General features: G+C 39.5%; 12 protein-coding genes. 7 read left to right on the plus strand and 5 right to left on the minus strand.

Features of this window, described 5'->3' with window-relative positions; all coding sequences use genetic code 11:
- Positions 1-650 (minus strand): iron ABC transporter permease (locus A9239_RS04750; RefSeq protein ID WP_141706366.1); only part of this gene is annotated, 650 nt, incomplete at its 3' end.
- A 30-nt stretch (positions 651-680) separates the two neighbouring features.
- On the minus strand, positions 681-1,835 hold the full coding sequence (locus A9239_RS04755; protein ID WP_052712928.1) for an ABC transporter substrate-binding protein: 1,155 nt from the start codon (positions 1,833-1,835) through the stop codon (positions 681-683).
- Between the two features lie 1,418 nt (positions 1,836-3,253).
- Between A9239_RS04755 and A9239_RS04760 the strand changes: the two genes are divergently transcribed.
- The 7 genes from A9239_RS04760 to A9239_RS04790 all read left to right on the plus strand — a co-directional run bounded on the left by A9239_RS04760 (position 3,254) and on the right by A9239_RS04790 (position 10,312).
- Positions 3,254-4,003 (plus strand): class I SAM-dependent methyltransferase, encoded by a 750-nt coding sequence (locus A9239_RS04760; RefSeq protein ID WP_048121861.1) that lies wholly within the window; start codon positions 3,254-3,256, stop codon positions 4,001-4,003.
- Between the two features lie 242 nt (positions 4,004-4,245).
- On the plus strand, positions 4,246-5,214 hold the full coding sequence (nikB, locus tag A9239_RS04765; protein WP_230668943.1) for a nickel ABC transporter permease: 969 nt from the start codon (positions 4,246-4,248) through the stop codon (positions 5,212-5,214).
- 9 nt (positions 5,215-5,223) lie between these two features.
- Positions 5,224-6,096 (plus strand): nickel ABC transporter permease subunit NikC, encoded by an 873-nt coding sequence (gene nikC, locus A9239_RS04770; protein ID WP_080943717.1) that lies wholly within the window; start codon positions 5,224-5,226, stop codon positions 6,094-6,096.
- Positions 6,080-6,892 (plus strand): nickel import ATP-binding protein NikD, encoded by an 813-nt coding sequence (nikD, locus tag A9239_RS04775; RefSeq protein WP_052712929.1) that lies wholly within the window; start codon positions 6,080-6,082, stop codon positions 6,890-6,892. Before nikC ends, nikD begins: the two co-directional genes overlap by 17 nt.
- A gap of 11 nt (positions 6,893-6,903) precedes the next feature.
- Positions 6,904-7,872 (plus strand): ABC transporter ATP-binding protein, encoded by a 969-nt coding sequence (locus A9239_RS04780; protein ID WP_048121863.1) that lies wholly within the window; start codon positions 6,904-6,906, stop codon positions 7,870-7,872.
- Between the two features lie 101 nt (positions 7,873-7,973).
- A complete protein-coding gene (locus tag A9239_RS04785) occupies positions 7,974-9,542 on the plus strand; it encodes a nickel ABC transporter substrate-binding protein (RefSeq protein WP_230629375.1) in 1,569 nt (522 codons plus the stop codon).
- Between the two features lie 11 nt (positions 9,543-9,553).
- Entirely contained in the window at positions 9,554-10,312 is a 759-nt protein-coding gene (locus A9239_RS04790) for a class I SAM-dependent methyltransferase (protein ID WP_048121865.1), read from the plus strand.
- Positions 10,313-10,777: 465 nt separating this feature from the next.
- Here A9239_RS04790 and A9239_RS04795 read toward each other — a convergent pair whose 3' ends face one another.
- The 3 genes from A9239_RS04795 to A9239_RS04805 form a co-directional block, all read right to left on the minus strand.
- Entirely contained in the window at positions 10,778-11,386 is a 609-nt protein-coding gene (locus A9239_RS04795; RefSeq protein ID WP_048156305.1) for a UPF0228 family protein, read from the minus strand.
- Positions 11,387-11,573: 187 nt separating this feature from the next.
- Entirely contained in the window at positions 11,574-12,197 is a 624-nt protein-coding gene (locus tag A9239_RS04800) for a UPF0228 family protein (protein ID WP_048156308.1), read from the minus strand.
- 598 nt (positions 12,198-12,795) lie between these two features.
- On the minus strand, positions 12,796-12,981 hold the full coding sequence (locus A9239_RS04805; protein ID WP_048121868.1) for a PspC domain-containing protein: 186 nt from the start codon (positions 12,979-12,981) through the stop codon (positions 12,796-12,798).
- Between the last annotated feature and the right edge of the window lie 367 nt (positions 12,982-13,348).

A 13,348-nucleotide genomic window follows, 5' to 3' on the forward strand; every position in this document is an offset into this window, starting at 1 on the left:
ATCAAAACAATTCCCACCGTGATACCCAGAGTGGTCCAGGTTGTCTTGGTCAGGCTGCCGAAAAGCCAGAAAACTATGGCCTGGACCTGCTCCGGGTTTGCTGTATATTCAAGGAGCGCCAGCAAAGAGTTAAACAAGAACAGAACGGCAATGCCGGTAAGCACGATGGTTTCGGAGGTGGCTCGCTTGAAACTGGCAATGCCATATATTGCCATGCAGCTGATTAACGAGAACACGAATGCATTAACCGGCACGAATAAAGTATCAGTGAACGGCAGCACTCTAACGCCAAACACGATAGCCAGCGCGGCGCCGAAACCGGCGGCTGCGGATATTCCAAGTGTATAAGGGCTAGCCAGGGGGTTATCGAGGATAGTTTGCATGTTCGCGCCGGCGAGACCCAAAGTTATTCCGGTCACGATTGCCATGAGGGCGACTGGCAGGCGGAAGGTCCAAACAATTACCTGGACAGATCGCTCGCTAGATGCAGGAAAGAATATCGTTGAAATGACCTCGCTCGCCGATAAAGACGCCGGTCCTGTCATAATGTCAAGGATAAAAGTGAGGAAGATTACTACAGAAATAGAGAGGAGATAAAGATATTTCCTCCCTGTCATTTTCTTGTATGCTTCTTTTGCTTTAACGTTCATCCCAAGTGCTACTCCTCAAGTCTGCATTTGTTAATAATATCTGTACACCAGCGTACCGCTATAATCTATGGGCATGAACTTTCTGTGATATTCCTTGAGCGTATCAACAGGATCCACGTCCTTGAACTCTTCTGGATAGAACCATTTCGCGAATGTTTCCAGTGCAACGAAGTTAAATACGTCCGAGCAATAGCCGTGATATATGCCATAGACCTTCCGATTCTCTACTGCATTGATCGTATCCCACCCTGGACGGTTGACGAATGGCGTCATCGTGCTCTTCGTTACGTTCGATGTAAAAGTATAGCCCATCTTGAGCGATCCGGGAGTAGACCAGTTCCTTCCAGTTAATATGATGATGTCCGGACTCTGATTGACCAGATATTCGGCACTGAGAGCCTTACTTTTGTTGAGTAAAACCGGTTCTGCAATGTTGTCTCCACCCGCTTTCTTAACGATATCTCCCCATGCTACGTCCCCATAAGATATGCCGTAAGTATCCGGGCCGTTATATGCACATTCGACGTAAACGGTGGGTTTCTTTCCCTGTATTTTCTCCAGGCGGGAATATACGCTGTTGACCTTTTCCTCATAATAATCAACTATATCCTGAGCCCTCTGTTCCTTACCCGTGATCTTCCCAAGTAACTGAATACTCTTCGTTGAATTTTCCAAGGGTTCCATGTAGAAGTCTAAAAATACTACTGGAATACCGGCCTGATCCATCCTGGCCAGCGCCTCTTTTGTTGCTTCTCCGTTCCACATGAATTCCCAGTTGGGCATGATGACGACGTCAGGATTCAATGCTATCACTTTTTCAGCATTAAAAGTATTATCGTCCAGGGAGCCTACATCTGGTATTTCGGCCATTGTCGGGAATTTTTCCACGTATTTCTCATACATATCGCCGGAATTCTCTCTGAGATAGTTATCCCAACCAACGATTTTGCTATCAAACCCCTCTCCATAGACCGATGAAAATTCGGCCGTGCACGTCGAGTCCATCAGTACAAAGCGCTCCACCGGATATTTTAATGTCACTGATCGTCCCTCCATATCGGTTACAGTAATCGTCTTCACTTGGTCATCTGTGCTGCCGTTCGTGATACAGCCCGAAACTAAAAAAGTCAAAAAAACGATCAATATAATCGCAAGGATAGGGGGTGTTGTTAATTTATTGCGCATGTTGACCTCTAACTACTCAAATTATACCGGAACTGGACCACTTTTATATCATCCAAAAACGAGGCTCTGCCATCAGGATCCATCATCCAGTTTCATAGTCATCGATAATTTAGTAATGATATTATTCAACAGGTTTTTAATGTATTAATAATTTATTAAATAGTATTATTTTATACACTGTGATAAATATTTTGTAACAATGTGTATTGAAATTTTTAAGCTTCACATTTTTCTATAATTTTAAGAATACAGCAGGTATGAAATGCCAGATGATCAGATGCTAATTATTAACCTTAAAAAATCAAATCGCAACATAGGCATCATGTACTTGGGCAAGATTTTGTAAGTGGAGATGTGAAAGAAGTCCCACTGCAGTCCAGAGAAATCCATGTTTATCTTAAAGTCAGGTTACCTGTGCAGCCATTAACTGGCCGAAAGAGCCTTTAGCAGTGACAAGTTTGTCGAATGTGCCACTCTTCTCAACTTTCCCATTTGCTAGCATTATCACCCGGTCTGCCGACCGGATCGTCGAAAACCTATGTGCTACGATCAGAGTTGTGCGTCCTGTCGATATCTCCTTGACCGCTCTCACAATATATGCGCCACCGTAGAGACATGAAGATGCTGCTAGCAGTTTTGGCTGCGATACGATCTTTTTCTCGTCTCATAGCCCATTGCAGGACGAGGAGAAGCGCCACCGTGACAAAGTACAATTCGGACTTACGACGTGGGGACCCAGCGAACACTCTAGTGAGTATGATCAATGAGCAGTCCCTGGACTATATAAATTAGGACTTACGAACTGAGGAACAGAATCAATCACTTCAGAGACTGTGGATTAAAGTTGTGTTTTAGACAATTTTGAGAGCCCACTCTTTGACTCAATCCGGGTATATTCTTTAACGATATCGTTTTTTTGATATATGATCTCTCTGTTAACAACTGCAATTTGTTATCAGTTGAGAGGGTTTTAGCTGGTTCCTGGGTTATTGCTTACTTGAGAGAAATCAATTTCAACTAATTTTTTAATATATTCGTTATAAAAAATACATAAATAACTTATTAATTAACATTAAGAACAATATTTATAACATATTAATTTCCATTAAATGGAAATAGTAATTAAAAGTAATAATAAAAACATAATTTTTAAGAAAGGTAACATTTGTTAGCCAAATCCTAAGATATATATCATGTTGAATTATATTAAAGAGAATTAATAATAAAAATTAATAAAAGTGTGATATTTTTAATAAATGTGCCAGTCAAGTGGTTAAAACACTAGTAATTGGTTGAAAAATTGTAATAGGTTATGTGAAAAAATACAGAATTTTCTAAGACATTGTCTGAAAATAGCAATTATATTAAGATTATCATGAATTTAGCCAAAAAATATTGTACATTAGAGGAACAGAAAAATGAATTTAAACACCCGCATTAAAAATTATTGGGAAGGCGAGGCGCAGGGTTACAGTGAAGCAATTGAGGATGAACTAAACGGCTTTGAGAGAAAAGCATGGTCTGATTTGATACTGGAATATGCACCCTCCAAAGATTGTCTTGATATACTGGATATTGGCACTGGACCGGGATTCTTTCCAATCGTATTATCACAGGGCGGACATAATGTTACTGGTATAGACTTAACCGAAAACATGATCGAATTTGCACGTTTTAACCTTGGACGTGAAGGTGCTAGTGCAAAGCTGATGACTATGGATTGTCAGAGTTTGAAATTCCCAGATAATAGTTTTGATCTGTTAATTTGCCGTAATCTCACATGGACACTTGATGACCCTGCCAAAGCATATAAAGAATGGCATCGCGTCCTGAGATCAGGCGGAAGGATTCTTGTTTTTGATGCTTGCTGGTATCTGCACCTGTTTGATGAGAATATGAAAATAGTCTATGAAAAAAAGGAGAAAGAGATCCTTATGAAATACGGGCACCCAATGCACCAGCACAAAGATCAAGCTGAGGGTGATGCACTCAGCCGGAAGCTGTTTATGAGTGACAAAGTCAGACCGCAGTGGGATTTGGATATGATGCTTAAACTCGGATTTTCAAAGGTATTTGCAGATACTTCAGTGGGTGAACGGATACTCAATGAACAGCAGCAGGATAGAAACAGTATGCATCCTCCGTTTTTGGTAGGAGGAGAAAAATAAAAGGGACACACTATTTTGCGTCTTATGGCAAAATATTTCATTATACAGTTTCTGCGTGGATTCAAAAAAGATGAAGCAGGTAAATAACAATTGGTCTCTTATATACATCGTGCGATTTTTAAAAATGTCGGCTTTGTATTAGTCGGTACCGTGACTAATTAATAAAACAGCCCGGCTTTTACAGAGCTCTTATTGGGAAACAGTTCTTGTGGGAAAACAGTTATGGAAATTATATACGGTTGATGCGGCGAGTAACATCACAGGTCACGGGAGGTGAAATAGTGCTTAAAAGCATAGGAGAACGGTTATTCACACTGATTCCTGTACTGCTAGCCATTTCATTAATAACCTTCATCCTTGGCAGCATGTCTTCCGGTGACACTGCACGTACGCTAGCTGAAAAACAATATGACAGACCAACATATGAGCAGATTGAGAAAATAAGAACCGAGATGGGATTTGACAGACCGGTGCTGGTCCAGTACGTCAGTTGGCTTAAAAATGCGGTGAGAGGTGATTTGGGCTATTCTTATTCAAATGACAAGCCGGTGGTTGACGAGATTGTTCAATATTTTCCAAAAACATTACAGTTGGCACTTCTCGCACTATTGTTTTTAATTATAATTTCATTTACTCTTGGAATTTTATCGGCGGTGTTTTCCGACTCGTGGATCGACAAGATTTCCAGAATATACTGTTTCTGGAGTGTATCAATGCCCGAATTCTGGTTTGGACTCATTCTGCTGTATATTTTCGGCGCTCGTCTTGGACTAATATCAGTGCTTGGTGGAAGTTCAACGAAATTTCCAATAATACCTGCTCTTACAATGTCTATATGCAGTGGAGGGATTTATGTCCGACTAATTCGTACAAATATGGAGGAAGTACTGAACAAGGGATATATCCGTGCAGCCAGAGCAAAAGGAGTGAGTGAATATAAAATAATAACAAAACATGCTCTAAAAAACGCAACGCTTCCTGTACTCAACAAGCTTGGGATCGGATTCGGCTCTTTGTTAGCTGGATCTGCCATTATTGAATCAATATTTTCATGGAACGGGCTTGGAAATCTGGCACTCGAATCAGTTAAGCTGAAAGACTACCCAGTAGTCCAGGGATATGTGCTGTTTATGGCTTTTTTGATGGTGTTAATTAACCTGACTGTAGATATTATATGTGGCATCATTGATCCGCGCCTTAAAAATGAATGAGAGGGACATATGATGCAGGTCAAAACTCAAGCAATAAAGAGATCGAGCTCATGGTTTAGTTCATACGATGGCATTATAAATCGTATACTTACACAAAAAGCAGCAGTCTTCGGTTTTGTAATAGTAGCCTTGATTATCTTCATTGCCATAGCTGCATCTGTAATAGCGCCAAATGACCCACTTAAGGTAAATATGTCAATGCGTTTAAAAGGCCCAAGCTCGTTATATTGGCTTGGCACCGATAATCTGGGGCGATGCATTGCATCCCGTCTGATTTGGGGAGCACGGATGTCACTAATATACAGCATGTGCGTGCTGGGCCTTATGATGGTAATTAGTATTCCGATAGGGCTCCTGTCCGGATATGCAGGCGGTCGCATAGACACATTTATTATGCGGATTATTGACATATTTTTATCACTCCCGACTTTTCTGATGGCATTAGCCATCGCCGGTATGTTAGAACCCAGTGCGAGAAATATGATTATTGCCATCGCCAGCGTGTGGTGGGCACCTTATGCAAGAATAATACGTGGTATGGCAATGCAGATAAAGCAACAGGACTTTATTCTTGCAGCAAAAGCAGCCGCCTGTACTCATAGTCAGATTATTTTTCGGCATATACTTCGAAATATTGCTCCAACAATTATTGTAATGGCCACACTTGAAATTGGTTCTATTATACTGGCCATCGCATCATTTTCTTTTATCGGGTTGGGTGCGCAGCCGCCTACGCCCGAGTGGGGCATTATGCTCAGCGACAGCAAAGAATTTATGCAGACACAGCCGCAGCTGATGATTTATCCGGGAATTGCAATTATGATTACAGTCATGGCGTTTAATCTTCTGGGGGAAGGACTGAAAAATGCAATACAAAACTGACCAGGAAATTCAGAGTGAAAACGCTACATTAGATATCCGGGGCCTTTCTCTGGACTACATTATGCAGGATCAAAACATCCACGCCGTGGTAGACTTGAACCTTGTTGCAAGAATGGGAAAAATCACCGCACTTGTTGGAGAAAGCGGCAGTGGAAAATCTACTGTCGCACTTGCAGTAATGGGTATTCAGGGTAAAAATGCTGTAGTCTCAAGTGGTGAGATTTACCTGGGAGGGACAGATATACTCTCTATGCCTAAAAAAGATATGCGGTCTTACATATCGAACCATGCCAGCATTATCTTCCAGGATCCAATTGATTCTCTGAATCCGTTATTAACTGTTGGAGAGCAGTTGGTAGAGGCAATCCTGATACATGAAAAAATAACAAAAAATCAAGCTCGTACCATTGCGCTCAATCAACTTCTGGCGGTCAGCCTGCCACAGCCAGAGAAATTGATGAAAAAGTACCCGTTTATGTTGAGCGGAGGAATGTGTCAGCGTGTAATGATTGCCATCGCCAGCGTTTTCCACCCACCGCTTCTCATTGCAGATGAGCCAACAACAGCTCTTGATGTAACGATTCAGGCTCAAATCCTGCATCAATTGGATTCGATGAGGAAAAGAGACGGAACTGCAATTCTGCTTATTACACACGATTTGGGAGTCGTCGCAGAAATAGCAGACGACGTGTGTATCATGAAGGACGGACATATTGTGGAAAGCGGCACGGTAGACGACATATTCTGTAATCCTCAACATACGTATACACGCCAATTACTAGCAGCGGCGCTCTAAGAGGTTTGGCCATGGAAGTGTTGGCGGAAACCCAAAACATACGAAAATCCTACGAAAAACAAAATTTGTTTACAAAAAAGAGAGAGCAGGTATCTGCCGTAAACGGCGTGTCTCTCAGAATTCGGAAGGGATGTTCAGTAGGACTTATTGGAGAGAGCGGAAGCGGAAAAAGCACGCTTGGCAGAATGATGGCCGGACTGGAAACGCCGACCGAAGGACAGGCACTGTTCCGAGGGCGATCAATATCGAATATTTCCCTTCGAAAAATGCGCCCGTTACGACGTAATATCCAGATGATCTTTCAAAATAGCAGCAGCATTTTTGATACGTCCTATACTATAGGAGAAAGTATTGCTGAGGTTATTGAAAACAGCGAGAAAGTATCAAAAAAAGAATGCTCAGAAAAAATAGAGACAATATTGGAACAAGTGGAGCTAGATGCTTTATACGCTCAGCGGTATCCAAAAGAATTGAGCGGAGGGCAACGCCAGCGAGCCAATATTGCACGTGCGCTTGTTCTTCACCCGGAGTTTGTTGTTTGCGACGAGCCTGTTTCCAGCCTTGATTATTCATTGCGCAAACAAATTCTGACTTTGCTTAATGACTTACGAAATAAATTTGGTTTAACTTATTTATTTATCACCCACGACCTCAACTGCGTGCCTTATGTCTGCGATATGATGGCCATTATGTATGCTGGTAAGATAGTGGAGCAAATCGATTTAAAGAAAAACACGATGCAGAACGCGCTCCATCCGTACACCAACTTACTTCTTTCGTGTATACCAGCAAAGATGCCTGCAGAACGAAAAAAACGAATGATGGAGAGTATAATTGATACAACAGTTATACCTGATTCAAAACACTGTTGTCGGTTTTTTCCACGCTGTCCTTTCTGTACGGAACGTTGCATAAATGAAGAGCCATTGCTAAAGGAGGTCACAAGCGGTCATTTGATAGCATGTCACATTATACCATGACACATTGTAGCATGCTACATTATATGAGCCATTAAAGAAAGGGAGAATGAAAAATGAAGAAAAAATATATCTGGGTAATTATCGCGTCGGTACTATCATTGGTGCTGTTGCTGAGTGGATGCATCTCGAATCAAGCGTCAAACAATACGCAAAACGGAATTGCTGGTTCTTCAGATGCCAACACCACAGCCGTTAGTAATCAGGCAGATTCCATTACAATTATGGTATCCGATGAGCTGAATCCAGAAGATGCAAGCCCAATAAACTCCAGCACGGAAATGTGCCTTTATGAAATGGTGTACGAACCGCTGGTTAAATACGGAATAGACGGCGTGATTGAGCCGGCACTTGCTAAAAGCTGGGAAATCAGCGATGATGGAACACAGTATACTTTTTACTTGCGTAAAGATGTCAAATTTTCAGATGGTACTAGCTTTAACGCAGACAGCGTGGTAAGCAGTGCGAAGCACTGGGACCCAACGAGTTTTACCACACCGCTTACAAATGTGGAGAAATTAGACGACTACACAGTCAGGCTGACATTTAAGGAAAAATGCTACCCAGTATTAATCGAACTAACCTATCCCCGACCTTTCCGCATCGCATCTGAAAATTCATTTGATGCAAACGGCAACTTTGTAAAAATGATCGGCACAGGTGAGTGGATGGTGGAGAGTTATGTTCCCGAGAAAGAGGTGGTTATGGTACCCAACCCGTATTATTACGGAACAAAACCGAATATTAAAAAGATAACCATCAGAAAAGTTACTGATGGCGAATCAAGAATTATGGCGCTTCAGAGTGGAGAAGCTGATCTTTCTCTGGCCGATCTGCCTTCCGAAAGCAAATCGATCATTGAGTCATCAAAAAATCTTGCTGTTAAAAACACTGAAGGCACATTGGGATTTTTCCTCATGCTAAATCAAGAAAATACCGCACTGCAGGATGAAAATGTCCGTCTTGCGTTAAATTACGTAATAGACAAAGACAGCATCGTGGAAAATATATTTGGAGGCGACGCTATTGCCGCAAAGGGCATTTTACCTGATACGGTACCATACGTCACTGATGAAAACAGCAAGGGATACTCATATAACCCCGAAAAAGCAAAAGAACTGCTGGCCAAATCGGGATATACGGACAGTGATGGGGATGGAATCGTTGACAAGAACGGTGTGCCGCTGTCCCTTAAGCTTGTATTTCAGTCTGAGGAATATTCAAGCTGGAAATCTATGTGTGAATATCTCCAGGCGGCAGCCAAAGAGGTCGGAATTGACGTTCAGCTTAAGCAACTGGACACTTCGGCATACTATGATGCAATCTGGAAAAACCGTGATTTTGACATGATTATTTACCGCACATATGAGGATTCGTGGAATCCACACGGATTTTTGCGCTCCATGTTTTATCAGCCCGAGGGCAGCAAGTCCGTGTGCTGGTATGACCCACAGTTAAATACGTATCTTGACGAGGTCATTAAAACACAGGACGAGGCAACGCGTCAGGCAAAGTATGACCAGATATTTAAGCTGATCAATGACAAGGCCCTTGTTGTTCCTCTGTGCTATCCCAATAAACAATATGTATATAATACCCACCTGCAAAACGTGACAGTTGCACCGACGAGCTATGAAGGCATAGAGTGGCAGTTGATCACTATAGCAAAGTAAGAGGTCAAAGCATGTTGGGAACTGTATTTGAACAGATTGAAAAAGCCTGGTCTGCCGATTCCGGAGGCTATGACCAGGTGATTCAAAAACAGCTAAGTAATGAAGAAGACGTAAAACATTGGCAGGATGAACTTCGACTGGTACTTGGTGAGAAACCATTGCATGTACTTGATGTTGGGTGCGGGCCTGGATTTTTTACAATTATGCTTGCCAGGCTAAAACATAATGTGACATCTGTTGATGGTGCTGAGGGAATGGTAGAGCATGCAAGAATCAATATCAAAAAGGAGGCGTTAAATGCAAAAATATATAAAAGCGACGCCGTGCTTTTGGATAACGAGAAGGAAGGAAGCCTTGATGCCATAGTATCACGTGATGTTGTTTGGACTCTCTATGACCCGGAGAAAGCTTTCATTAGATGGAAATATCTGCTGAAAGCGGATGGTAAAATCGTTATCTATGATGGTGATTACAGGCGAGATCAGTCTTCTTTGCGTTACCATGTATTGAAATTGACCTCAGACCTGATTAATCTCTTCATGGAGGGAAAACATAGGAAAAAGAAACAGCACAATTCCCCAGGCAATGGATTTGAGCAACTGCCAATGATTCGGCATAAGCGACCGCAATATGATCGAGAATTGTTGCTGAAGGCAGGTTTTTCAAAAGTTGAGGTAACAAAGGATTGTTTCCGCAACAGTCCATTACATCTTGAATTCTGGAGATATGGGTATCAGGGGAAAAAGTTCCGTATAATTGCTTACAAGTAAGTGAGATAATAACTGCGAGAGTACAGGCTCTAATTATGAGAATAAAGAAATAATTGTGAGAATACAGGCTCAAATCACATAACTTTAGATAAAACACTAAGTGAGATAAGCTTCATAATCCATAGGACTTATGCACTTGAGAAACAAAATCAAGTGCAGCAAAGATTATGGATTAAAGTCGTGTTTTATACAGTTAATGATCTGATGCTGTTGATTTTTCAGTTCGACTGCGTTAATCCGGTGATTTCACTATTTTTCTTTTCACCGGATTTTACATTTAGATCTCCATCTTTAGTTTTTTTCATTAAATTTCGTTGACTCAGGAATTATTGCCCTTTGAGTGACCATTCTTTTTACAAATATCTAAAAAACTCTCGTTTTTTATTATTATTTCAATCACAACAAAATGTGTTCTGAAGCAGATTCTAATTAAAGCAAAATTCGGACTGGAATGAAGACGATTTCTTAGGTTGTGTTGTCATCTGGAGGAAAAAGGTAATCAAACTGCACAGTATATATATTTTCGTTTTGTTCAAGCTCATTTTTTATCCTTATTGCATCTTCTCTCGGAATCCAATACGTTAGGGGACCATCACTATAAAGAAAACGAATATTACACCAAACAAACCTTTTTACTTCGGCATTATATTTAGTGAGTATTGCAAGAAATTTTCTGTTCCGAGTTGCTTGTTCAGAGACCGAAAGAACGTAATAATCTCCTTTTCTGATAACATGAGGAGAAGATATAGTCCAATCTTTTTTCTCTTCCTTCATCTCAACAAGTTCATCTCTGATGTCACTCCAATTATCTTTATCCACCATTATGTAATATCTTTCATCCGTATGATTAGTATTATATTCCATTCTATAGTTCCGAGTCATGTTATAGTTTTGAAGAATGGATTTTACTTCTGACTCAGAAACTCCATCTTTAAATTGAATAAACAGACCACCTACTTGCGATTCAGAATCCGGCGTTTCTTTATCAACTGGAGGTTCTATAAATAACCCAGCTATCATTATTAGAATAAAAAAAAATAATAAAAAAATTATTTCCTTATTAATTTTGCTCATAATAACACCTAAAAATGAAGAAGGTACGATAAAACTTATAGATTGACTGTTTGTATGGAGAATAATGAGCAACCTTCGTTGGCATCAATCCCTTTGGGAACATCGAATATAGTTTTACCATTTACTTGAAGACCAGGCTGGATCTGCTTCAACCATGGGTAATTAACTTCCTCCTTTTAATCTGAAATTATAAGACAGTCTCTTTGGTTGTAGGGTCATATGGAGGATAAATGTAACTAAAATCTACAGTAAAGATATTTTCGTTTTGTTCAAGCTCATTTTTTATCCTTTTTGCATTTTTTTCTTGAATCACATACCGAGATCCATCAGGATTTTCAAAATGAATCTCGCACCAGGTAAACTTTTTCACCTTAATATTATATTTGTCTAGTATTGCGAGAAATTTTTTGTCTTGGACAGCTTGTTCAGAGACCGTAAAAACGTAATTATCCCCTTCACTGATAACATGAGCAGGAGACGTTGTAATCCATTCTTTTTTCTCTTCTTTCATCCCTTTACTAATTTCACGTCTTATATCCCAGTTATCTTTGTCCACTATTATGTAATATCTTTCATCCGTAGTATTAGTATCATATTCCATGCTATAGTTCAGAGTCATATTAATGTTTTGAAGAATATCTTTTACTTCTGGCTCAGAAATTCCATCTTTAAATTGAATATATATACCAGCTACTTGTGATTCAGGAGCCGAGGTATTAGTATTAACTGGCATTTTTATAAGTAGTCCAGAAACTACTACGAGAGTCAGAAAAGCAATAAAAATAGCAATCTTCCTATTAATTTTGCTCATGCTAACACCGCTAAGATAATATATTTTGGTTTCTCATATCTTCGAGCTTAAATAGATATAATAGCATTATACTTTATGATTTACCTGGAGAGTACATTTTAACTCCATAAACTCCTTTTTTCTAATATTTTATAACTTTTGTGTCCAGGTTCTCTAACAATTCAATTTTCAAGCGGATTTTGAGTCTGAATTACTTTTTAATATTTTTATAGTTTAATGATTTGGTCATAAATTATTTATTTGAGTGTATGCCTTAACTCATATTCAAAAACAAGTATAAAAGAAAATAGTATTCAATCCTGAGGTATAAAAGTTTTATATAAATTAAAAACTAATAAATATAGTCTTATTTTTCTAAAAATTCACTGAATCTGACTATTTGGTATAATCAATTAAAGAGTCAGAAGGATGGAAACTTACTGTTATTGTGCATGCACCTGAGCAAAATTAGCTTAACATATAAAATTAAAATTTTAAATTTGTTGTTTTGTTGAGGTTGACGGGCTGTATCCCGTCATTTTAATGGCGGGAATTAGCCCTTCCTTTTTTTCTAGAAAAATTTTAGAGTTTTTTTATTTAAAAATAAAACCTAAAGCCTTCAGAGCTCTTCAGGAATTATAATCCATGCGATTATGTACGCAACTAAACCGCTTCCTGTACCCACTATAGAAATGAGCAACCATAAAAGCCGTATAAGCGTAGGATCAACTTTAAAGTATTCACCTAGCCCACCACATACTCCTGCAATAATCCTGTTCTTCTTTGACCTATACAATCTATTCATTTGACCACCCCTAAGTACAAAATGCTTTAATAAATTAATAATAGATTGCTTATATTCGATTTATAAGTAACTCCGAAAATAAGAAATTTATTGAGAACTCATACGTTTGCAAATTCTCTATGCTCTTGCAGATATAAGTTAATTGGCATGAAAGTAGCCTTTGTTTTTTATTCTTGACTCTATTCCCAACTTTCAGTTATGCTGCCAATATTGCATTTTTGTCCGGTTGAGTAAAGCTAAGCCTACATTCCACAGTATTTTTTAGAAAATCAATAGTTCTCTTGACAACGTTTTTAAAAAAATTAACTTAATTTAAACTCTTAATGGCATTTAGTGAAAATTGAATAATATCGTTTTTTGCCTCTAA

The organism is Methanosarcina sp. A14, assembly GCF_001729375.1.
In the GTDB taxonomy this organism is placed as follows: Archaea; Halobacteriota; Methanosarcinia; order Methanosarcinales; family Methanosarcinaceae; genus Methanosarcina; species Methanosarcina barkeri.

What these genes read in the sequence shown, in the direction of transcription:
- A9239_RS04755 (WP_052712928.1), bottom strand. Translation starts at nt 1,835, where the DNA reads ATGCGCAATAAATTAACAACACCCCCTATCCTTGCGATTATATTGATC.
- A9239_RS04760 (WP_048121861.1), top strand. Translation starts at nt 3,254, where the DNA reads ATGAATTTAAACACCCGCATTAAAAATTATTGGGAAGGCGAGGCGCAG.
- nikB (WP_230668943.1), top strand. Translation starts at nt 4,246, where the DNA reads ATGCGGCGAGTAACATCACAGGTCACGGGAGGTGAAATAGTGCTTAAA.
- nikC (WP_080943717.1), top strand. Translation starts at nt 5,224, where the DNA reads ATGATGCAGGTCAAAACTCAAGCAATAAAGAGATCGAGCTCATGGTTT.
- nikD (WP_052712929.1), top strand. Translation starts at nt 6,080, where the DNA reads ATGCAATACAAAACTGACCAGGAAATTCAGAGTGAAAACGCTACATTA.
- A9239_RS04780 (WP_048121863.1), top strand. Translation starts at nt 6,904, where the DNA reads ATGGAAGTGTTGGCGGAAACCCAAAACATACGAAAATCCTACGAAAAA.
- A9239_RS04790 (WP_048121865.1), top strand. Translation starts at nt 9,554, where the DNA reads ATGTTGGGAACTGTATTTGAACAGATTGAAAAAGCCTGGTCTGCCGAT.
- A9239_RS04795 (WP_048156305.1), bottom strand. Translation starts at nt 11,386, where the DNA reads ATGAGCAAAATTAATAAGGAAATAATTTTTTTATTATTTTTTTTTATT.
- A9239_RS04800 (WP_048156308.1), bottom strand. Translation starts at nt 12,197, where the DNA reads ATGAGCAAAATTAATAGGAAGATTGCTATTTTTATTGCTTTTCTGACT.
- A9239_RS04805 (WP_048121868.1), bottom strand. Translation starts at nt 12,981, where the DNA reads ATGAATAGATTGTATAGGTCAAAGAAGAACAGGATTATTGCAGGAGTA.